The sequence below is a fragment of the Corticibacter populi genome, assembly GCF_004217315.1.
GTDB classification, from domain to species: Bacteria; Pseudomonadota; Gammaproteobacteria; order Burkholderiales; family Burkholderiaceae_C; genus Lampropedia; species Lampropedia populi.
In genome coordinates this window covers 19811-39777 of sequence record NZ_SGWR01000005.1, presented here as the reverse complement: position 1 = coordinate 39777, position 19967 = coordinate 19811, and the positions used below count along the sequence as shown (strand labels likewise).

At 66.3% G+C, this 19967-nt stretch carries 19 protein-coding genes and 1 riboswitch; of the genes, 7 read left to right on the top strand and 12 right to left on the bottom strand.

Translation table 11 applies throughout. The features are described 5' to 3' along the window. Nucleotides 1-103: 103 nt before the first annotated feature. Nucleotides 104-1708: a bifunctional phosphoribosylaminoimidazolecarboxamide formyltransferase/IMP cyclohydrolase gene (gene purH / locus EV687_RS16755; protein ID WP_122231335.1), complete on the bottom strand. Its 1605-nt coding sequence runs from the start codon at nt 1706-1708 to the stop codon at nt 104-106. A 243-nt stretch (nt 1709-1951) separates the two neighbouring features. Here purH and EV687_RS16750 point away from each other — a divergent pair, with 243 nt between their 5' ends. Further along, entirely contained in the window at nt 1952-2257 is a 306-nt protein-coding gene (locus tag EV687_RS16750) for a hypothetical protein (protein WP_122231333.1), read from the top strand. Between the two features lie 385 nt (nt 2258-2642). On the opposite strand, the gene EV687_RS16745 is transcribed toward EV687_RS16750, so the two are convergent. The 9 genes from EV687_RS16745 to EV687_RS16705 form a co-directional block, all read right to left on the bottom strand. After that, nucleotides 2643-3545, bottom strand: coding sequence for a DMT family transporter (locus tag EV687_RS16745; protein ID WP_122231331.1), 903 nt, complete (start codon nt 3543-3545; stop codon nt 2643-2645). An 18-nt stretch (nt 3546-3563) separates the two neighbouring features. Next, nucleotides 3564-3815, bottom strand: coding sequence for a helix-turn-helix domain-containing protein (locus EV687_RS16740; RefSeq protein WP_122231329.1), 252 nt, complete (start codon nt 3813-3815; stop codon nt 3564-3566). Further along, the gene (dusB, locus tag EV687_RS16735; protein WP_122231327.1) at nt 3812-4927 is read right to left on the bottom strand and encodes a tRNA dihydrouridine synthase DusB; all 1116 of its coding nucleotides are present in this window, start codon (nt 4925-4927) and stop codon (nt 3812-3814) included. Before dusB ends, EV687_RS16740 begins: the two co-directional genes overlap by 4 nt. Nucleotides 4928-5192: 265 nt before the next feature. Next, nucleotides 5193-5891: a septal ring lytic transglycosylase RlpA family protein gene (locus EV687_RS16730; protein ID WP_242612703.1), complete on the bottom strand. Its 699-nt coding sequence runs from the start codon at nt 5889-5891 to the stop codon at nt 5193-5195. After that, nucleotides 5884-6753 carry a methylenetetrahydrofolate reductase [NAD(P)H] gene (metF, locus tag EV687_RS16725; protein WP_122231660.1) on the bottom strand — a complete coding sequence of 290 codons (870 nt, stop codon included), beginning with the start codon at nt 6751-6753 and terminating at the stop codon, nt 5884-5886. The genes EV687_RS16730 and metF overlap by 8 nt, the downstream gene beginning before the upstream one ends. 135 nt (nt 6754-6888) lie before the next feature. Next, entirely contained in the window at nt 6889-7644 is a 756-nt protein-coding gene (locus EV687_RS16720) for a TlyA family RNA methyltransferase (protein WP_122231325.1), read from the bottom strand. A 28-nt stretch (nt 7645-7672) separates the two neighbouring features. Next, on the bottom strand, nt 7673-8020 hold the full coding sequence (locus tag EV687_RS16715; protein ID WP_122231323.1) for a phage holin family protein: 348 nt from the start codon (nt 8018-8020) through the stop codon (nt 7673-7675). A gap of 165 nt (nt 8021-8185) precedes the next feature. Next, nucleotides 8186-9637 carry an adenosylhomocysteinase gene (ahcY, locus tag EV687_RS16710; protein WP_122231321.1) on the bottom strand — a complete coding sequence of 484 codons (1452 nt, stop codon included), beginning with the start codon at nt 9635-9637 and terminating at the stop codon, nt 8186-8188. Nucleotides 9638-9729: 92 nt separating this feature from the next. Then, nucleotides 9730-9868, bottom strand: a riboswitch (S-adenosyl-L-homocysteine riboswitch). A gap of 57 nt (nt 9869-9925) precedes the next feature. Then, nucleotides 9926-10414 (bottom strand): glutathione peroxidase, encoded by a 489-nt coding sequence (locus tag EV687_RS16705; protein ID WP_122231319.1) that lies wholly within the window; start codon nt 10412-10414, stop codon nt 9926-9928. A 105-nt stretch (nt 10415-10519) separates the two neighbouring features. Between EV687_RS16705 and EV687_RS16700 the strand changes: the two genes are divergently transcribed. Continuing rightward, nucleotides 10520-12352, top strand: a complete 1833-nt coding sequence (locus EV687_RS16700) for a Na/Pi cotransporter family protein (RefSeq protein ID WP_122231317.1) — start codon at nt 10520-10522, stop codon at nt 12350-12352. Nucleotides 12353-12407: 55 nt separating this feature from the next. Here EV687_RS16700 and EV687_RS16695 read toward each other — a convergent pair whose 3' ends face one another. Further along, complete coding sequence (locus EV687_RS16695) at nt 12408-12683, bottom strand: YfhL family 4Fe-4S dicluster ferredoxin (protein ID WP_122231315.1); 276 nt, start codon at nt 12681-12683, stop codon at nt 12408-12410. Between the two features lie 245 nt (nt 12684-12928). Continuing rightward, nucleotides 12929-13477, bottom strand: a complete 549-nt coding sequence (locus EV687_RS16690; protein WP_122231313.1) for a DUF2946 family protein — start codon at nt 13475-13477, stop codon at nt 12929-12931. Nucleotides 13478-13638: 161 nt separating this feature from the next. Between EV687_RS16690 and EV687_RS16685 the strand changes: the two genes are divergently transcribed. The 5 genes from EV687_RS16685 to EV687_RS16665 all read left to right on the top strand — a co-directional run bounded on the left by EV687_RS16685 (nt 13639) and on the right by EV687_RS16665 (nt 19959). Further along, entirely contained in the window at nt 13639-15003 is a 1365-nt protein-coding gene (locus EV687_RS16685) for an anti-phage deoxyguanosine triphosphatase (RefSeq protein WP_122231311.1), read from the top strand. A 303-nt stretch (nt 15004-15306) separates the two neighbouring features. Beyond that, nucleotides 15307-17103 (top strand): nitrite/sulfite reductase, encoded by a 1797-nt coding sequence (locus EV687_RS16680; protein ID WP_122231309.1) that lies wholly within the window; start codon nt 15307-15309, stop codon nt 17101-17103. Nucleotides 17104-17146: 43 nt separating this feature from the next. Beyond that, the gene (locus tag EV687_RS16675; protein WP_122231307.1) at nt 17147-17545 is read left to right on the top strand and encodes a DUF934 domain-containing protein; all 399 of its coding nucleotides are present in this window, start codon (nt 17147-17149) and stop codon (nt 17543-17545) included. A gap of 45 nt (nt 17546-17590) precedes the next feature. Next, nucleotides 17591-18544 (top strand): sulfate adenylyltransferase subunit CysD, encoded by a 954-nt coding sequence (gene cysD / locus EV687_RS16670; protein WP_122231305.1) that lies wholly within the window; start codon nt 17591-17593, stop codon nt 18542-18544. A 53-nt stretch (nt 18545-18597) separates the two neighbouring features. After that, a complete protein-coding gene (locus EV687_RS16665; RefSeq protein ID WP_122231303.1) occupies nt 18598-19959 on the top strand; it encodes a sulfate adenylyltransferase subunit 1 in 1362 nt (453 codons plus the stop codon). Nucleotides 19960-19967 lie beyond the last annotated feature (8 nt).

Here is a 19967-nt window from a genome sequence, read left to right as displayed (position 1 = left end):
GCGCCACCGTCGCAATGGCCGCCCACAGGACGTCGAGCCGACGCCGTTGGTGCAGCGATTGCTGCGCGCGCAGGGTTGACGCCTGGCTGGCGCCTGCCGCGCCTCAATGCAGGAAGTGCCGCACGCCCGAGAACACCATCACCACGCCGCGCTCGTTGGCCGCGTCGATGACTTCCTGGTCGCGCATCGAGCCGCCCGGCTGGATCACGCTGGTGGCACCGGCATCGACCACCACGTCCAGCCCGTCGCGGAACGGGAAGAAGGCGTCGCTGGCCACCGCCGTGCCCTGCAGCGAGAGCTTGGCGTGTTCGGCCTTGATGCTGGCAATGCGGGCCGAATCGAGGCGGCTCATCTGCCCTGCCCCCACACCCATGGTCATGCCACCCTTGCAGAACACAATGGCATTGCTCTTGACGAACTTGGCCACCTTCCAGGCGAACAGCAGGTCCTGCAGTTGCTCGGGTGTCGGCTGCTTGGTGGTCACCACCTTGAGGTCGCTGGCAGCGAGCACGTGGTTGTCCGAACTCTGCACCAGAATGCCGGAGCCAATGCGCTTGGCTTCCTGCGCGTTGCGGCCCTGCAGCCAGGGCGTGGCGCCGCCTTCGGGCAGCGCGATCCGCAGCAGGCGCACATTGGCCTTGGCCTTGAAGACCTCTTGTGCCTCGGGTGTGAAATCGGGCGCGATCAGCACCTCGACGAACTGCTTGACCACCGCCTCGGCCGCCTTGCCATCGAGCGTGCGGTTGAAGGCGATGATGCCGCCGAAAGCACTGGTCGGATCGGTCTGGAAGGCCTTGGAGTAAGCCTCGAAGGGATCGGCGCCCACGGCCACGCCACACGGATTGGCATGCTTGATGATCACGCAGGCGGGCACGTCGAAGCTCTTGACGCATTCCCAGGCCGCGTCCGAATCGGCGATGTTGTTGTAGCTCAGCTCCTTGCCCTGCAGCTGCTGGGCGGTGACCAGCGAACCCGGCGCCGGATACAGGTCGCGGTAGAAGGCGGCGTGCTGGTGCGGGTTCTCGCCATAGCGCAGGTCCTGCAGTTTGACGAAGCTGCTGTTGAGCTGGCCGGGAAACTCGCTGCGCGTCGGGGCATAGGCCTCGTCGGAGGCCCGGCTGTCGTCGAGTTGCACGGCCGAGAGAAAGTTGCTGATGGCCGCGTCATACTGGGCAATGCGGTTGAATGCCGCCACCGCCAGCTTGAAGCGCAGTGCATCGCTCAGCGGGCCCGCGTTGAGTTCGGCCAGCACCTCGGCGTACTGCGATGCATCGGTGACCACGCCCACGTCCTTCCAGTTCTTGGCGGCGCTGCGCACCATGGCCGGGCCGCCAATGTCGATGTTCTCGATCGCATCGGCCAGCGTCACACCGGGCTTGGCCACCGTGGCCTCGAACGGGTAGAGGTTGACCACCAGCAGATCGATGGTGTCGATGCCATGGGCCTTGAGCGCCTCGACATGGCTGGGAACGTCACGGCGTGCCAGCAGGCCGCCATGGATCTTTGGATGCAGCGTCTTGACCCGGCCATCGAGCATTTCCGGGAACTCGGTCACCTCCGCCACCTCGGTCACGGCCAGACCCGCCTCGGCCAGCAGTTTGGCCGTGCCCCCCGTCGAGAGCAGGCGTGCGCCGAGTTGCTGCAGCGACTGGGCAAATTCCACAATGCCGGTTTTGTCGGAAACGGATAAAAGGGCGGTAAAAGACATGGTCAAAGGCCTGAGAGCGGACAAAACCATTATTGTAGGCGCCATGCCCCATGACGAGCCGCCAAGCCTGCGGCAGCCGGCTTGGCATGGCGACGGGCGGGCAGACAGGCTCGGCCAGCGTTCGCGTCAGTGGCAGGCATCACGTACCCAATGAACCATATTTAACACTTCGTTAAACATTGGCACGATTCTGGCTTCCCCCCTCCCATCCATTCCGGATGCAGACTGGAGGCACATTGCAAAATGAGTGAATCGGAATTTGAACTGGCCCAATTGATGGCCCGCTTCAAGCTGCATGTGCGCAAGCACCTCGGTCTTGCCGTTGATCTGGAGCAAATGGCCAACGACAAAACCTACGCCAGTGCCATGCTGCGTGCCGTCGAAAACGAAGCAGAGGACGAAGACCTGCTGATATTGCTGGTGCGCCTGCGCAGCCGCCTCAACCGGCCGGCACCAGTCAGTACGGCCGGGGAAGCTCCCGCCGCCACGGACACACCCCGGAAGCCCTCACCCCTGCTCAGGGATCACCGTTTCGGTGCAAGAGGTTGAGCTCCCACTCAGAAGGCACAAATAAGACGCATAAGACGCATCGATTCCCCTGCAATGAGGCATTGCGCCTCCACCCCAGTGCCGTTCCGTTCTTGACTTCAGTTTCAGTTTCGCCTCAGAACCTGTTGACGATCTTTTCATGGGTCACGCGGGAGGTCAAAAACGCAGTGGGCAAGACACCCGTCGCAGCCCAGACTGGACGTCTGGGCAAGGCGGGCAAAGCCGCCCGGTGCGTTTTTGACCTCCTGCCCTTCGGGTTGCCCCGGCAGGCGCGCTCTGCGGTGTGACAAATCCTCGCCGAGCCACCGGCCCGACTGCGGTTTGCGCCTTGCATCGCATCGTCTGTCGGGACAACGTGACCCATGAAAAGATCGTCAACAGGTTCTCAGCGCCGCCCTGACAGCGCAATGCCCGCCAGGATCGCGGCCATGCCCACGACCTGGTAAGGCTGGGGCTGCTCGTCCAGCAGCACAGCCGAGAGCAACACCCCAAAAAGGGGCATCAGGTGGATGAACAGGCCGGCGCGCGCCGCACCGGCCTGGGCCACACCCCAGTTGTAGAGCAGATAGGCCAGCACCGACGGAAAAATGCCGATGTAGGCCAGCGCCAGCAATGAACTGGCCGTCCACACCGGCAATGCCCCGCCATGGCGCTCCCACAGCCAGAGCGGCAACAGCGCCAGCAGCGCCAGTGCCATCTGCACGGCCAGCAGGCCGGTACGGTCGATTCCGGCCGGAATGGCGCGCAGCCACAGGGTATAGACCGCCCAGCACACCATGGCCGAAAAGACGATCAGGTCGCCACGCCCGAACGACAGGCCCAGCAGGCGCGACCAATCCCCGTGCAGGACGATGGTGAGCACGCCGCAGAATGACAGCAGCAGGCCCAGCGCCTGCGGTCGGCGCAAGGCCTGCCCATAAAACAGCCAGCCCAGCAGCGCAATCAGGATCGGGATAAAGGAGTTGAGCAGAATGCCGTTGGTGGCCGTGGTGCTCTGCAGGCCGGTGTAGACCAGCGTATTGAAAGCGGCCACGCCGACGATGGAGAGGCCCAGCACACGCCAGCGGTAATGCCAGTAAAGCCGCCAGTCGCGGCGCAACGGCCGCAATGCGAACGGCAGCAGGCAAAGCAGCGCGATCACCCAGCGCAGGAACGAGAGCGTCACCGGCGGCACCGTGCCGCTCATGGCACGCCCGACGATGAAATTGCCAGCCCAGAACAGCGGCGGCAAGGACAGCAGCAAGGCCAAGCCGGCCGGGCTGCGGGCAGCCGGCTGATCGACGCTCACCGGACACCCGCTGGGAGTTTACGAGACACGCTCGGCCACCTGGGTCAGGCCATGCTCGAGCAGCTTCTTGCGCAGTGTGTTGCGGTTCAGGCCAAGCCACTCGGCCGCACGCGACTGGTTGCTGCCGGCCTGCTGCATGACCTCGTCGAGCAGCGGCTTCTCGACCAGATGCAGCACCATCTCATACAGATTGGACGGGGTCTGCTCGCCCAGGTCACTGAAATACTGCCGCAGGCTCTGGCGGACACATTCTTCGATATTCAGGCTCATATGCTCAATTCTTCTTGCTCGGACACAGCATCTGCGTCATGGCGGGCCTGCCGGGCCGGGGCTGCCGCCCCAGCAGGCTCGCCATTTCTGATCCTGTTCTCGTTGTCTTCGATGGTTGCTGGCCATTGTTCATGCTGGGCGGCCAGTTCACCCAGAAAATCCGCCACTGCCTGCCATTGCAGGCGCGCCTCTTCGATCGTGTTCATGTGGCGCCGGAATGCATCGCCGCCGGGCACGCCATGCAGATACCAGCCGATGTGCTTGCGTGCGCTGCGCACGCCACTGGCTTCGCCATAAAGCTGGTAATGGTCCAGCAGGTGATCGAGCAGCCACTGCCGCACTTCTACTACCGAAGGCGCGGGCAAATCTTGACCTGTCTCCAGAAAATGGGCGATTTCCCGAAAGATCCAGGGCCGCCCCTGCGCGGCGCGGCCAATCATCAGCGCATCGGCACCGGTGGCTGCCAACACCTGCCGGGCCTTGGCGCCACTGCCGATGTCGCCGTTGGCCACCACCGGAATGCGCACCGCCTGCTTGACGGCGGCGATCGTCGCATATTCCGCCGCGCCCCGGTAACCCTGCTCGCGGGTGCGCCCGTGCACGGTCAGCATCTGGATGCCAGCCTCCTCGAAGCGCCGCGCCAGCACCGTGGCATTGCGCTGCTGCTGCGACCAGCCGGTGCGCATTTTCAGCGTCACCGGCACGCCATGCGGCGCGCAGACAGCCACCACGGCCTCGGCGATGGCCACCGCCAGCGGCTCGTTCTGCATCAGCGCCGAGCCGGCCCACTTGTTGCAGACCTTCTTGGCCGGGCAACCCATGTTGATGTCGATGATCTGCGCGCCGCGCTCGATGTTGTAGCGCGCCGCCTCGGCCATCATGGCCGCATCGGTGCCGGCGATCTGCACCGCGATCGGCCCGGGCTCTCCGGCATGGTTGGCGCGGCGCGAGGTCTTGAGGCTCTGGAACAGATCGGGCCGGGAGGTCACCATCTCGCTGACCGCATGGCCGGCGCCAAGCCGGCGGCACAGCATGCGAAACGGCCGGTCCGTCACCCCGGCCATGGGAGCGACGAACAGGCGATTGGCAGGCGTGAAAGGGCCGATCTGCATGGCGGGGGAGTGCTGGAGGAGGATCACCTGCGCCAAGCAGGCGCGGGAGGCGGACCCGCGTGCGAGTGCGACGACAGGCCGAATAAGGAGGGCGGATTGTACTGCTGTTTTTTTAGGCAATCACCATGCTTTGCACAATGACCGCACGCAGCCCGCATGATGCTTCTTCATGGCTGCCGTCATCGCGGCATGCGGCCATGCGACATGACGGCAGGGCCTCCACCATCGGCTGGGCAAGACTTCTGCCCCATCCCGGGGCTGGACATCAGCGCCGCAAGGTCGACTGGCGCGACGACGCCCTGGAGACCGCCGTGCCACCGGCGCGCTGGCTGCCAGCGTCCGGCAGGCCCGCCAGTGCGGTCTCGCCATCGCCGCACGCGGGATCATCCTCGTCCGGAATCCACAGTGCGACGTCCTTGAGGCCCTGGTTGACCATGCCCAGGCGCTCGGCGGCCGCGCGGCTCAAGTCGATGATGCGATGGCCGGAATACGGGCCGCGGTCGTTGATGCGCACCAGCACCTCACGCCCGGTCAGCAGGCCGCGCACGCACACCTCGGTGCCGAACGGCAGGCTGCGGTGCGCCGCCGTCAGCGCATTCATGTTGTAGCGCTCGCCATTGGCCGTGCTCCGGCCATGGAAGCGGTCGCCATACCAGGAAGCCGTGCCGGTCTGGTACAGGTCCTTGACGGTCTCGTCGATGCGGCGCTCCCATTCCCGGAATCCCGGTATCAATCGGGCGTTGATCGAGGCCTCGCTGGCGCGCAGGCCAAGCGAACCCGTCAGTTGCGCACGCGGTGTCAGCAGCTCATAGACGTCCGGGGCAGTGGCGACGCCCAGGATTTCCATCACGTCCCAGCGCTCGTCCTCCAGAGCCTGGCGCTGTTGCAGGCCGGTACACGACGCCAGCAGCAGTGACAGAGCCACCGCGAGCGCGATCCGCCAGCGATGCAGCCGCTCAGCCATGGGGCCCGAGTCCCAGGCGGCGAGCGATTTCCCGCACCGGCTCGCTCTGGTTCATGGTGTAGAAGTGCAGGCTGGGCACGCCCTGGGCGATCAGCCGCTCGCACAAGGCCGTCACCACATCCAGCCCGAAGGCGCGGATGGATTCCACGTCATCGCCATAGCCGCGCAGGCGCAGGCGCAGCCAGCGCGGCACCTCCGCGCCACAGGCATCGGAAAAGCGCAGCAACTGGCTGGCACCGAGGATCGGCATGATGCCCGGGACGATGGGCGCCTCGATGCCCATGGCACGCACCTCGTCGACAAAGCGGAAGTAGGCATCCGCGTTGAAAAAATACTGGGTGATGGCGGAGTTGGCACCGGCCCGCACCTTGGTCGCGAAAGCCTGCAGATCCTGCTCGGGCGAATGGGCCTGCGGATGCATCTCCGGGTAGGCTGCCACCTCGATGTGGAAGGCATCGCCGGTCTCCGCCCGGATGAAGGCCACCAGATCGCTGGCGTAATGGAAATCGCCGCCCATGCCATAACCGCTGGGCAGGTCGCCGCGCAACGCCACCAGACGCTTGACCCCCATGCCTCGCAGCTGCTGCAGCTCGGCACGCACTTTCTCGCGCGTGGCACCGATGCAGGAAAAGTGCGAGGCGGCCGGGATGCCCTCGGCCTGGATCTCGGCCACGGTGGCAAAGGTGCCGGCCTGCGTGGAGCCGCCCGCGCCATAGGTCACCGAGCAGAATTCCGGCTGCAGGGCATAGAGCGCCTGCCGCACGCCCTTGAGCTTGGCGGCGCCCGCCTCGGTCTTGGGTGGAAAGAATTCCAGACTGACCGGCAGTGGGCTGCCGTGCTTGTTGTGTTGCGTGTGATTCACCACAGCGTCCTCTGTCAAAAAATACACGGCAGTCGGCCATGCCGGCCATCGGGCCGCCACGGAACGGGCTTCCGCATCGAATCGCCATCCAACCGCCGGCCGCAACCGAATCGCAGCCCGATTGGCGCGAGCAGTTCACGCGCGTGCGCGCACCGCCCACATGAAAAACTCCCGATTGCCATCGCCTCCGGTGATGGGGCTGGGGAGCCATTGGCGCACCTGCAGATCCAGCGGCAAGCAGGCGGCGCGGATGCGCGCCTCGACCTCGGCGTAGAGCCGCTCGTCGCGCACCACTCCGCCCTTGCCCAGTTGCTGCGGCTGCAGCTCGAACTGGGGCTTGACCAGCATCAGCAACTGGGTGTCACCATCCATGCACGCCGCCAGCGCCGGCAACACCAGCGCCAGCGAGATGAAGGAGAGATCCCCGGTAATCAGCGCAAAGCCAGCACCCGCTGGATCGACCTGCGCGCGCTGCAGTTCCCGTGCGTTGCACTTCTCCAGACTTGTTACGCGCACATCGCCAGCCAGGCGCGGGTGCAGCTGGCCATGGCCCACGTCCACCCCCACCACCGCGGCAGCGCCGCGTTGCAGCAGGCAATCGGTGAAGCCACCGGTGGACTGGCCGACGTCCAGACAACGCCAGCCGCGCACCACAAGACCACAGGCATCGAGCGCGCCTTCGAGCTTGAGGCCGCCGCGCGAGACGTAGCGCGCCTCCGCATCGTCGAGCAACTGCAATTCGGCCGCCAGAGGCAGTTCATCGCCGTTCTTGCGCACCGGCTGCCAGGCACCGCCCGCCAGCCGCCACTGCGCGCCGGCGGCAATCAGCCGCTGCGCCTGCGAACGGGTCCGGGCCAGCCCGGCCTGCACCAGCAACTGATCGGCTCGCATTTGCCCGGACAGCCCTTCAGCCCCGGTGTCAGCCGCGTGCGAACACGCTGGTCAGCAGCCAGATGATGAGCCCGTAGAGCACACCACCGAAGACACCGGACCAGAAGCCCTCGACCCGGAAGCTCTGCGTGACGCTGCCGGCCAGCCAGAACAGCAGACCGTTGAGGACCACGTAAAAGAGTCCCAGCGTCAGCACCGTCAGCGGAAAGGTCATGACCACCAGCACGGGGCGCAGCAGCGCATTGATGAGGCCCAGCACGACCGCGGCCAGCAACGCCGCCTTGAAGTTCTCGACATGCACGGAGGGCATGACATAGGCCACGCCCATCAGGGCCAGCGCACTGAGGATCCAGGTGAGTAGCAGATTGAAGATCATCGACGGCTCCTTCCAGCCATTTGCAGCGCACCCGCGCCGCTGCGGAGTGCAGACGCTGCGGCGCTGCCTTCGGCAGGGACTCGCAGCAACAGGTTCGGCCCGATCATAGCGCCGCCCGCTGCCGCCTGCCAGGCGGGGCAGCCGGCACGCACCAGCAGCGATCGATCAGTAGCGATAGGTATCGGGCTTGTAGGGCCCTTGCTTGCTGACGCCGATGTAGGCCGCCTGCGCGTCGCTGAGCACCGTCAGCTCGGCCCCCAGCTTGGAGAGCTGCAGGCGCGCGACGTGCTCGTCCAGGTGCTTGGGCAGCACGTAGACCTTGCCGGCTTCATACGCATCCGGCTTGGTGAACAGCTCGATCTGCGCCAGCGTCTGGTTGGCGAAGGAAGAGGACATCACATAGCTCGGGTGGCCGGTGGCGCAGCCCAGGTTCACCAGGCGCCCCTTGGCCAGCAGCGTGATGCGGCGGCCCGAGGGGAAGATCACGTGATCGACCTGCGGCTTGATCTCTTCCCACTGGTACTGCTCCAGCGAAGCCACATCGATCTCGTTGTCGAAGTGGCCGATGTTGCAGACGATGGCCTCGTTCTTCATCTCCACCATGTGCTCATGGCGGATCACGTCCTTGTTGCCGGTGGTGGTGACGAAGATGTCGGCCTTGTCGGCGGCGTACTCCATGGTCACGACGCGGTAGCCCTCCATGGCCGCCTGCAGCGCGCAAATCGGGTCGATTTCGGTCACCCAGACCTGGGCGCGCAGTGCCGCCAGCGCCTGGGCGCAGCCCTTGCCCACGTCACCATAGCCGGCCACCACGGCGATCTTGCCGGCAACCATCACGTCGGTGGCGCGCTTGATGCCGTCGACCAGCGACTCGCGGCAGCCATACAGGTTGTCGAACTTGCTCTTGGTGACCGAGTCGTTGACGTTGATGGCGCGGAACAGCAGCTCGCCCCTGGCCGACATTTCATTCAAGCGGTGCACGCCGGTGGTGGTCTCCTCGGTCACGCCGATGATCTCGGCGCCCTTGCGGCTGTACCAGGTGGCGTCCTCGGCCAGCCTGGCCTTGATGGCGGCGAACAGCACGCGCTCTTCCTCGCTGGCCGGGCTGACCAGCACGCTGGCATCGGTCTCGGCGCGGCGGCCCAGGTGCATCAGCAGTGTGGCGTCGCCGCCATCGTCGAGGATCATGTTCGGGCCTTCGCCCGGCGTGCCTTTGGCGCCGAACTCGAAGATGCGGTGGGTGTAGTCCCAGTAGTCGGCCAGCGATTCGCCCTTGACGGCGAACACCGGCGTGCCCTGGCCGCCATTGGCGCCGTTGAGGGCGATGGCGGCGGCGGCATGGTCCTGCGTCGAGAAGATATTGCACGAGGCCCAGCGCACCGTGGCGCCCAGTGCCTGGAGCGTCTCGATCAGCACGGCGGTCTGGATCGTCATGTGCAGGCTGCCGGTGATGCGCGCCCCCTTGAGCGGCTGGGCTGCGGCGTATTCGTCGCGAATGGCCATCAGGCCGGGCATTTCCGTCTCGGCAATGCGGATTTCCTTGCGGCCCCAGCCAGCGAGGGCGGGGTCGGCGATCACGCTCTGGTGCGCCAAGGGCAGATCGGTGTGGGCGTTCATGGAACTCTCCAATTCAATTCAGCAGTTGGAACAAGCCGCCGGCAGGAGAGGGGTTGCGCTGAGGATGGAATGCCACGCCCTCCGGCCCGTGCCGCGGATGAGCGTCGTTGCGAATGATGAAGGGGACAAACGCCCAGCCATGGCAGCATGGGGCCTGCGCCGGTTCTCGAGCCTCACACCGGGGCAGTGGGCCCATCTGGCCACGCCGGTGCTGCAACGCTCCTCGAAAACGGAGGCCGATTATAAGGCAAGGGCGTGCGGCAGGTGTCAGCGGCCCCTGCCCTGCGTTCAGCCCAGCGCACGCTCGATCGCGGCGGCCAGCCGCTCGGGCCGGGTCGCCGGCGCGAAGCGCCGCAGCACCTGGCCGTCGCGCCCCACCAGGAACTTGGTGAAATTCCACTTGATGCGCCGCGTGCCCAGGACGCCCGGCGCCTGCGCGGTCAGCCACGCGAACAGCGGGCTGGCATCGCTGCCCTGCACGTCGACCTTGGCCATCATCGGAAAGTCCACGCCGTAGTTGCGCTCGCAGAACTGTGCGATCTCGCCGTTGGCGCCCGGATCCTGGCCACCGAACTGGTTGCACGGAAAACCCAGCACCACCAGCCCCCGCTCGCGATACTGGCGCCACAGGCCTTCCAGGCCGCCAAGCTGCGGCGTGAAGCCACAGGCGCTGGCGGTGTTGACGATCAGCAGGACCTGACCCTGGTACTGCCGCAGCGCCAGCGGCGTGCCGTCGATGGCGGTGACGGTGAAATCGAAGACGGTGGTCGGCGGCATGGCGCAGCTCCGGTCAAAGACGGCGAAATGGAATCGATGTGGCGCACATCATGCCGCAACGGCAGCGTGGTCGCGCGCGCAAGGGGTATAGTCCTTGGCCTCCCTATGCAACATCTTCTCAATCTGCTTGCCGCCATCGCCCTGCTGGTCTGGGGCACGCATCTGGTGCGTGCCGGCATCCTGCAGGTGTTTGGCGCCAACCTGCGCCAGATCATCTCGCACGGCGTGCGCACGCGCCTGACGGCCATGCTCTCTGGCCTGGGCGTGACGGCGCTGGTGCAGTCGAGCACGGCCACCGCGCTGATCGTTTCCTCCTTCGTCGGCAAGGGGCTGATGGGCCTGAGTGCGGCGCTGGCGGTGATGCTGGGCGCCGACATCGGCACCAGCGTGATGGCGGTGGTGTTCTCGCTGGACCTGTCGTGGCTCTCGCCGCTGCTGATCTTCCTGGGCGTGGTGCTGTTCATCTCGCGCCAGGACAGCAATGCCGGCCGGTTCGGACGCACCATGATCGGCCTGGGGCTGATGCTGCTGTCGCTGCGGCTGATCACCGAGACCACCACCACGCTGACGCAGTCGGAGGTGATCCGCAGCCTGCTCGAGGCCCTCAGCAGCGACCTGATGCTGGAGATCACGCTGGGCGCGGCGCTGGCCGTGCTCTCCTACAGCAGCCTGGCGACCGTGCTGCTGACGGCCACGCTGGCGGGCTCGGGCGGCATTCCGCTCGAAGTGGCGCTGGGGCTGGTGGTGGGCGCCAACCTGGGCAGCGGCATCCTGGCGGTGCTCACCACGCTCAAGTCCAGCATCGCCACGCGCCAAGTGCCACTGGGCAACCTCGTTTTCAAGCTCATCGGGGTGTGCCTGATGGCGCCGCTGATCGGCGTCTGGCTGCAATACGCGGTGCCGCACATCGACGATCGCATCGCTCAGGTGGTGCTGTTCCACCTGGCCTTCAACCTCGCCACCGTGCTGGTCTGCATCGGCCTGTGCGGCTCGGTGGCGCGCCTGGTCCAGCGCCTGCTGCCCGATGAGGAGAGTACCGAGTCGCCGCTGCTGCGTCCGCTGCACCTGGACGCCTCGGCACTGGCCACGCCGTCGCTGGCGATCTCCGCGGCCGCGCGCGAGGCCCTGCACCAGGCCGACGTGGTCGAGACCATGCTGCGCGGTCTGCTGGCCGTCATCCAGAACAACGACCAGCGCCTCGCGCACGAATTGCAGGAACTCGATGACACCGTCGACAGCCTGCACTCGGCCATCAAGTACTACATGACACGCATCTCCCGCGCCGAGCTTGATGCCGACGAAAGCAAGCGCTGGACCGACATCATGGACTTCACCATCAACATGGAGCAGATCGCCGACGTCATCGAGCGCGTGCTGCAGGATGTGGAGGACAAGAAGATCCGCCGGGGCCTGCAATTCTCCGAGGCCGGCATGCAGGAAATCCGCGCCATGCATACCATGCTGGTGGCCAACATGCAGCTGGCCATGAGCGTGTTCCTCAACGGCAATGTGCGCGACGCGCGACGGCTGCTCGAGGAGAAGGCGCGTTTTCGCGATCTCGAACGCCAATACGCCGCCTCGCACCTGCAGCGCCTCTCCAACCAGACCCCGCGCAGCATGGAAACCAGCTCGCTGCACATCGACCTCATCAGCGACCTGCGCCGCGTCAACTCGATGCTGTGCGCCGTCGCCTACCCGGTGCTTGAGCCCACCGGGGTGCTGGCGCCGACGCGGCTGCGCAAGAAGAAAGTGGCCGAACGCAAGGCCGCCAGCGCAGCCGAGACGCGGGCGGGCAGCGGCCTGCCGGCTGCGCCCGATGCCGCCTTGCCGCCGGCGGCTTCTGGTGACGCACCGCCAACCGCCGCACCCAGGACAAGCGAATCGGCCGATGCACCACCACCTGCTCCGAAAGCAGAGGGAGGCAACGGGGCGCGCTGACTCCCCATGTACCGCCACGGCACCGCACGGCACGCGGACCAAGGGAAAAACCGCGTCAGCCCGCCGGGGATGCCTGCGCATCCTGCTGCAGGCGCAGACGCTCGAACTTCTGCCAGAGCGTCTCGCGGCTCTCGACATGCTGCGGGTTGACCGGAATGCAGGCCACCGGGCAGATCTCCACGCACTGGGGCGTGTCGAAATGTCCGACGCACTCGGTGCACTTGCCCGGCTCGATCTGGTAGTACAGCTCGCCCATCGAAATCGCATCATTGGGGCATTCGGGCTCGCACACATCACAGTTGATGCATTCGTCCGTGATCATCAATGCCATGCTGTCACCTTGCCTGCTCGTCGGATCATGCGCCGATCTTCATCGGGAAACGGGGATTCTGGAAAAACGGGTTTTAAACGGGGTCTTGCCCGGGCACACCATGGCGCCGGAGAGGCCCCAAGCATACGCGCTGCGACCAGTCCTGCCACCGCGCATGGGTTTTGTGGTGCAAGCCATCGACAGCGGCTCACAAGCGCTGCGGCACATCATCAAGGTACAGACCATACCCGGCTGCGCAGGCCACATCAAGGCCCGGCATGTCGTCCCTCGCCGGCAGCCCGCTGCAGACTGCGCACGAAACCGAAACGCCCCGGCAGATCGGCCCAGCGCGCCGGCAGGGGCTGCCAGGCGGGCTGCCGCTCCAGCGCATTGGCGAAGAACAGCATGTCCATGCTGTGCACCAGTCCCAGGCCGCGCTGGGTCTCCATATAGATGCGGCCCGCCTCGTCCTCATGGCAGCCCTGGCACTGCACCGGCAGACCGGTGTGGGTGCTGACCTCCCCGGCCTCATCGACGCGCAACACCCAGGGCGCCGATTCCAGTTCGACATAGACGCGCTGCGGGCCGTTCTGGAAATACCAGCAGCCATCGGCATCACAGGCATAGTTGCGCCCGATGAAGGCGACCAGGCCCTCGTGCTGCAGCTCGGCACCTTTGCTTTGCGGGAACGGCCCGCGCTGCTGCGTGGCATCGTCGCGCATGAACCAGTGCCCACGCGCATCGAGCCCCAGCCAGCCGCGGCAGGCCGGCACGTTCGGCCACTTGGCCATGGCTTGCTTGACGATGTCATCCATGCCCGCATTGTGCCGCAGACGCCTGCCATGCGGGCATGTCGTGATCGTCCGGGGCCGTGCACCGGCAGTACCGGCACAGTACCGCCAGCACTGGCAGCACCAAAACGCGGCCACCGTCTCTGCGGTACATTGGCCATCCAAACCATCTCCACAGCAAGCCCATGTCCTCCTCCACCTGGATCGAACGCAAGCGCCAGAGCGACGAACCCTATGTCGGTGCCGATTTCAATTCCGGTGCCCCCGACGCCCAGTACCAGCGCGACCGCGCCCGCATCATCCACAGCGCCGCGTTCCGGCGCCTGCAGTCGAAAACCCAGGTACTCAAGCCCGGCGAGAGCGATTTCTACCGCACCCGCCTGACCCACTCGCTGGAAGTCGCGCAACTGGGTTCCGGCATCTGCGCGCAGTTGGCGGCAACGCAACCGGCCGAGTACAGGGCCTGCATTCCCTCGCCGATGCTGATCGAGGCCATCTGCCTGGCCCACGATCTGGGCCACCCGCCCTTCGGCCATGGCGGCGAGGGCGCGCTCAATACCTTCATGAAGGACCATGGCGGCTTCGAGGGCAACGGCCAGACGCTGCGCATCGCCACCCGGCTGGGCGAATACTCCGAAGCGCATGGGCTGGACCTGACGCGCCGCACCCTGCTGGGCCTGCTCAAGTACCCCGCGCCGCACCACCGCGTGGCGCATTACCCGCAGCCGGATGCGGGCTGGCAGGCGCCCGCGCCAGGCAGCGGTATTCCCCGGCAGGCCTGCAAGCCGCCCAAGTGCATCCACGACGACGAAGCCGATGTGCTGGCCTGGATCCTGGCGCCGTTCTCTTCGGGGGACCGGCAGCGCTTCACCGCCATCGACGCCCCGGCGACGCCAGGCCGCCATGCCCGCACCCGCCACAAGGCTTTCGATACGTCCATCATGGAACTGGCCGACGACATCGCCTACGGCGTGCACGACCTGGAGGACGCCATCGCGCTGCGCCTGGTCACCGCCGCGCAGTGGCAGGCCAACGTGGTTGCACGTGCCGACGCCCTGCGCTGGGACACGCCCGAGCAGGCGCAGCAGTTCGGCGAATTGCTGACGTTTGCCAGCGCCCAGCTCTTTGGGGATGGCGAGAAGCCGCGCAAGCACGCCATCAGCAGGATCGTGGGCTTTCTGGTGCGGCATATCCGCATCGAACCCCAGCACCGCTTCGAGGCACCGCTGCTGGACCTGCAGGCCGTCATGGCACCGGGCGTGCAGGGCTTTCTGGCGCTGCTCAAGGATTTCGTGATGCAGTACGTGATCCTGCGGCAGCAAGTGCAGGAACTGGAATACAAAGGCCAGCACATGCTTATGCGCCTCTTCGAGGTGCTGCTGGAGAATCCCCGCCGGCTGCTGCCGCTTGACTGCCAGCAACTGCTGGAACAGGGCGCAGCGCTGGAGCGCACGGTCTGCGACCACCTCGCCAGCATGACGGACCGCGAGGCCACGCTCGGCTATGGCCGCCTGTTCATGCCCGGCATCGGCGCCTTTCCGGCCCACTGAGCTGCACTCTGGATGCACGGCAGCGGATGGTGTCGGCTTGCGTCAAAATAGGCGTCCGCCGCCCAAAGACAGCAGGAGCAGGACGGCGCCGTGACCGGCGCCGCCCACCGGGCCAGTTCGCGGCTCGTTCTACCCACATGCATTGTTCTTTATAACCATTTGGTTATACATGCGTGAGTATTCATTCGTTTGAAATCCGACGCGCCAAGGCTACAGTAGCGCCCTCAACAGCGGAAGATGCCACCTTTGGCCCTGCGCCCCGGTGCGACAGGACGGCCAAGGCCCAGAGATAACAGAATCCCCATGTACCAATACACCGATTTCGACCAGGATTTCGTGCGCAAGCGCTCGGAGCAGTTCCGCGACCAGCTCGAGCGCTGGCAGACCGGCAAGATCAGCGAGGACGAGTTCCGCCCGCTGCGCCTGCAGAACGGCTGGTACGTGCAGCGCTACGCGCCGATGTTGCGCGTGGCCGTGCCCTATGGCGAGATCTCCGCGCCCCAGTTGCGCGTGCTGGCCCGGATCGCGCGCGAGTACGACGAGCCCGAGGCCGAGGCCTACCGCCAGGCGCTGGATATCCAGGGCGCCATGGGCACCACTTACCTGCCCACGCACTACGCCCACTTCACCACCCGCACCAATGTGCAGTTCAACTGGATTCCGCTGTCCAAAGCCGCCGATGTGATGGACCTGCTGGCATCCGTCAGCATGCACGGCATCCAGACCAGCGGCAACTGCATCCGCAACACCACCACCGACGCGCTGGCCGGCGTGGCGATCGACGAGATCATCGATCCACGCCCGTATGCCGAGATACTGCGCCAGTGGACCACGCTGCACCCGGAGTTCGCCTTCCTGCCGCGCAAGTTCAAGATCGCCATCAGCGGTGCCCAGGAAGACCGCGCCGCCACCGGCTGGCATGACGTGGGCCTGCACCTGGTCAGGAACGAGGCCGGCGAGATCGGCTTCAAGGTCTTCGTCGGCGGCGGCATGGGCCGCACGCCGGTGATCGGCACGCCGATCCGCGAGTTCCTACCGTGGAACCAGATCATGAACTACATCGAGGCCATCGTGCGCGTCTACAACGAGCATGGCCGGCGCGACAACAAGTACAAGGCGCGCATCAAGATTCTGGTCAAGGCCGAGGGCCAGAAGTACATCGACGACGTGGAAGAGGAATTCCGCCAGATCGTCGAAGTCGACGGCGGCCCGCACACCGTGCCCGATGCCGAGCTGGAGCGCGTCAAGGCCTGCTTCACCGATCCCGACCTGAGCCACTACCCGGCTTTGAACGGTGCGGACGCCGAGCAGCTGCTGGCGCAACAGGCTGCGGCCGAACCCACCTTCGCCCGCTGGCTGGGGCGCAACGTGCACCCGCACCGCATCCCGGCACTGCGTGCCGTGACGCTGTCGTTCAAGCGCGTCGGCCAGGCACCGGGCGACGCCTCGGCCGACCAGCTCGACGCGCTGGCCGATCTGGTCGACCAGTTCTCGGCCGGCGAGGCACGCGTCACGCACGACCAGAACGTCGTGCTGCCCTGGGTGCATGCCTCGCAACTGCACGCGCTGTGGGAAAGAGCCAAGCAACTGGGCCTGGCCAGCACCAACGTCGACCTGCTGACCGACATGATCGCCTGCCCCGGTGGTGACCTGTGCGCGCTGGCCAATGCCCGCTCGCTGCCGATCGCCGCGACCATCACCGAGCGCTACCAGGACCTCGACGAGCTCGACGACATCGGCGACATCGACCTGCACATCAGCGGCTGCATCAACTCCTGCGGCCACCACCACACCGGCAACATCGGCATCCTCGGCGTCGACAAGGACGGCAAGGAGTGGTACCAGATCACCGTCGGTGGCTCGGACGGCTCGACCCTCTCGGGTCCGGCGCAGGCCGGCAAGGTGATCGGCCCGTCGTTCTCGGCGGGTGAGGTGCCGGACGTCATCGAGGCCTTGCTGACCACCTACCGCGATCTGCGCGAGCGTGGCGAGCACTTCATCGACACCGTGCGCCGCGTGGGCATCGACCCGTTCAAGAAAGCCGGTGCCGCCGCGCGCCACCCGGCGCCCGAGGCCGAGACCGCAGAAGCGGAAGGCTGAAGGCCAAAAGACCGCCCCCTTGCCCCACCGAATCGAACCCGTCATGAGTTTCCACGTTCTCACCCACGACCAGCACCAGCCGCCCGCCGAGGGCGATACCAGCATCCTGGCGCTGCCCAATGACGCCGACGCGCTGACCGTGCCGCTCGACGGCGTCACCCGCATCGACCTGGATTTCCCCGCTTTCACCGATGGCCGAGCCTTCAGCCAAGCCTACCTGCTGCGCCGCCGCCGCCGCTTCACCGGCGACATCCGCGCCACCGGCGACGTGCTGATCGACCAATTGCTGCAAATGCAGCGCAGCGGCTTCTCCACCGCCGTGCTCAAGGAAGGTGTGGACCCGGCCGATGCCCAGCGTCAGCTCGACCGCTTTGCGCACGGTTTCTACCAAGCCGATGCGATCCATGCCAAGCCGCACTTCGCCGAGCGCGCAGGCGCCTGAGACGTCCGAGAAGCCCCAGGCCCGAGAAGAAAGAAGAAGCCGCCCATGAACACCGTTGCCGAAGCCCCGCTGCTGAACCAGCTCTCCAACACCCACCTTGATGCGCTGGAGGAAGAGACCATCTTCATCCTGCGCGAAGTCGCTGCCAGCTTCGAGCGGCCCACGCTGCTGTTCTCCGGCGGCAAGGACTCGCTGGTCATGCTCAAGTGCGCCGAGAAGGCTTTCGGAGGCAAAAGCAGCCCATCCAGTAGCGGCCGCATTCCCTACCCGCTGCTGATGATCGACACCGGCCACAACTTCCCCGAAGTCACCGAGTTCCGCGACCGCCGCGCCAGGGAGCTGGGCGCCGAGCTGATCGTGCGCAGCGTCGAGGACTCGATGGCGCGCGGCACCGTGCGCCTGGCGCACCCTGGTGAAAGCCGCAACGCCCACCAGTCGGTCACGCTGCTCGAAGCCATCGAGGAATTCCGCTTCGACGCGCTGATCGGCGGCGCCCGCCGCGACGAGGAGAAGGCCCGCGCCAAGGAGCGCATCTTCAGCCACCGCGACAGCTTCGGCCAGTGGCAGCCCAAGGCGCAGCGCCCGGAATTGTGGACGCTCTTCAACACCCGCCTGGCGCCAGGCGAGCACTTCCGCGTGTTCCCCATCAGCAACTGGACCGAGCTGGACGTGTGGCAATACATCGACCGCGAGGCCATCGAACTGCCCAGCCTCTACTACGCGCACCGCCGCCCGGTGGTCGAGCGCAAGGGCCTGCTGGTGCCCGTCACGCCACTGACGCCGCCGCAGACGGGCGAGGCCGTGGTCGAACGCGAGGTGCGCTTTCGCACTGTCGGCGACATCACCTGCACCTGCCCGGTGGCCAGCAGCGCCGCCAGTGCCGCCGACATCGTCGCCGAGACCCTCACCGTCAGCGTCAGCGAGCGCGGTGCCACCCGCATGGACGACAAGACCTCCGACGCCTCGATGGAAAAGCGCAAGCGGGATGGGTATTTCTGAACCAGCACTGCGGCACACGCGGCAATCCGCGCCCCGAACACTCAACGAATGACATGAGCACTGACCAACCAAAAGCCGCTTTGCGCTTCATCACCTGCGGCAGCGTCGATGATGGCAAGAGCACCCTGATCGGCCGCCTGCTGGTGGACAGCAAGAGCGTGCTGCAGGACCAGCTCGCCGGCATCACGCGCCACAGCGCAGCGAGCAAGGAAGAGATCGACCTCGCGCAACTCACTGACGGCCTGGCCGCCGAACGCGAACAAGGCATCACCATCGACGTCGCCTGGCGCTACTTCTCGACCGCCGCGCGCAAGTTCATCATCGGCGACGCCCCCGGTCACGAGCAGTACACCCGCAACATGGTCACCGCCGCCAGCAACGCCGATGCCGCGGTGGTGCTGATCGATGCCACCAAGCTCGACTGGCAGAACCCCGCGCTGCAGCTGCTGCCGCAAACCAAGCGCCACAGCCTGCTCGCACACCTGCTGCGCGTGCCCTCGCTGATCTTTGCCGTCAACAAGCTCGATGCCGTGGCCGATCCGGCCCAGGCCTTCGCCAACATCCGTGCGGCCTTGCAACGCTTCACTGATGCGGAGGGGCTGCAACCCACCGCCATCGTGCCGATCTCGGCGCTCAAGGGCTACAACGTGGTCGACACCGAGCCTGGCTTTGCCGGCTACGATGGCCCGGCCCTGCTGCCGCTGCTCGAGGCGCTGCCCACCACGCCGGCCGACACCACGCTGCCGCTGGCACTGCCGGTGCAATGGGTGGAGAAGTTCTCCTCGTCCGCCGACACCAGCAAAAGCCGCCGCATCTTCTGGGGGCGCGTCGCCACTGGCCGGCTGCAGGCCGGCCAGGAAGTGCGCGTCTTCCCGAGCGGCCAGGCCGCCCGCGTCGTCGAGGTGCTGGACCATGCCCGCCAGCCCGTCGGCGCCACCGGCCTGCATGCCGGCACGAGTGCCGGCGTAGCGCTCGACCGCGAGCTCGACATCTCGCGCGGCGACTGGCTGCTGGCCGCCGAGGCACCTGCGGCCACGACCGGCGCCGACGATGACTTCGACGATTTCGACACCCTGGCCGCACCGGCACACGCCTGGCCGGGCCGGCGCGAGATCACTGCCACCATCGCCTGGATGGACGACGAGCCAGCCGCCCTCGGCCGCGTCTATTGGGCTCTGCACGGCCATCGCTGGGTCAAGGCCAAGATCCGCCGCATCGTGCAACGCCTGAACATCCACACGCTCGAACGCGAGGCTGCCGAGACGCTGGAGCCCAATGCGCTGGGAACTGTCGAACTGGTACTGCAAGAGGCCATCCCGGCAGCGCCTTTCGGCCAGTCGCGCTCGCTCGGTGCGCTGATTCTGGTGGACACGGCCAGCCACAAGACGGCCGCCGCGGTGCTGGTGAACCACTGAAACAAGGA

Coding starts and splice junctions, on each gene's coding strand:
- purH (WP_122231335.1), bottom strand. CDS start 1,708: ATGTCTTTTACCGCCCTTTTATCCGTTTCCGACAAAACCGGCATTGTG.
- EV687_RS16750 (WP_122231333.1), top strand. CDS start 1,952: ATGAGTGAATCGGAATTTGAACTGGCCCAATTGATGGCCCGCTTCAAG.
- EV687_RS16740 (WP_122231329.1), bottom strand. CDS start 3,815: ATGAGCCTGAATATCGAAGAATGTGTCCGCCAGAGCCTGCGGCAGTAT.
- dusB (WP_122231327.1), bottom strand. CDS start 4,927: ATGCAGATCGGCCCTTTCACGCCTGCCAATCGCCTGTTCGTCGCTCCC.
- EV687_RS16730 (WP_242612703.1), bottom strand. CDS start 5,891: ATGGCTGAGCGGCTGCATCGCTGGCGGATCGCGCTCGCGGTGGCTCTG.
- EV687_RS16720 (WP_122231325.1), bottom strand. CDS start 7,644: ATGCGAGCCGATCAGTTGCTGGTGCAGGCCGGGCTGGCCCGGACCCGT.
- EV687_RS16715 (WP_122231323.1), bottom strand. CDS start 8,020: ATGATCTTCAATCTGCTACTCACCTGGATCCTCAGTGCGCTGGCCCTG.
- ahcY (WP_122231321.1), bottom strand. CDS start 9,637: ATGAACGCCCACACCGATCTGCCCTTGGCGCACCAGAGCGTGATCGCC.
- EV687_RS16705 (WP_122231319.1), bottom strand. CDS start 10,414: ATGCCGCCGACCACCGTCTTCGATTTCACCGTCACCGCCATCGACGGC.
- EV687_RS16700 (WP_122231317.1), top strand. CDS start 10,520: ATGCAACATCTTCTCAATCTGCTTGCCGCCATCGCCCTGCTGGTCTGG.
- EV687_RS16695 (WP_122231315.1), bottom strand. CDS start 12,683: ATGGCATTGATGATCACGGACGAATGCATCAACTGTGATGTGTGCGAG.
- EV687_RS16690 (WP_122231313.1), bottom strand. CDS start 13,477: ATGGATGACATCGTCAAGCAAGCCATGGCCAAGTGGCCGAACGTGCCG.
- EV687_RS16685 (WP_122231311.1), top strand. CDS start 13,639: ATGTCCTCCTCCACCTGGATCGAACGCAAGCGCCAGAGCGACGAACCC.
- EV687_RS16680 (WP_122231309.1), top strand. CDS start 15,307: ATGTACCAATACACCGATTTCGACCAGGATTTCGTGCGCAAGCGCTCG.
- EV687_RS16675 (WP_122231307.1), top strand. CDS start 17,147: ATGAGTTTCCACGTTCTCACCCACGACCAGCACCAGCCGCCCGCCGAG.
- cysD (WP_122231305.1), top strand. CDS start 17,591: ATGAACACCGTTGCCGAAGCCCCGCTGCTGAACCAGCTCTCCAACACC.
- EV687_RS16665 (WP_122231303.1), top strand. CDS start 18,598: ATGAGCACTGACCAACCAAAAGCCGCTTTGCGCTTCATCACCTGCGGC.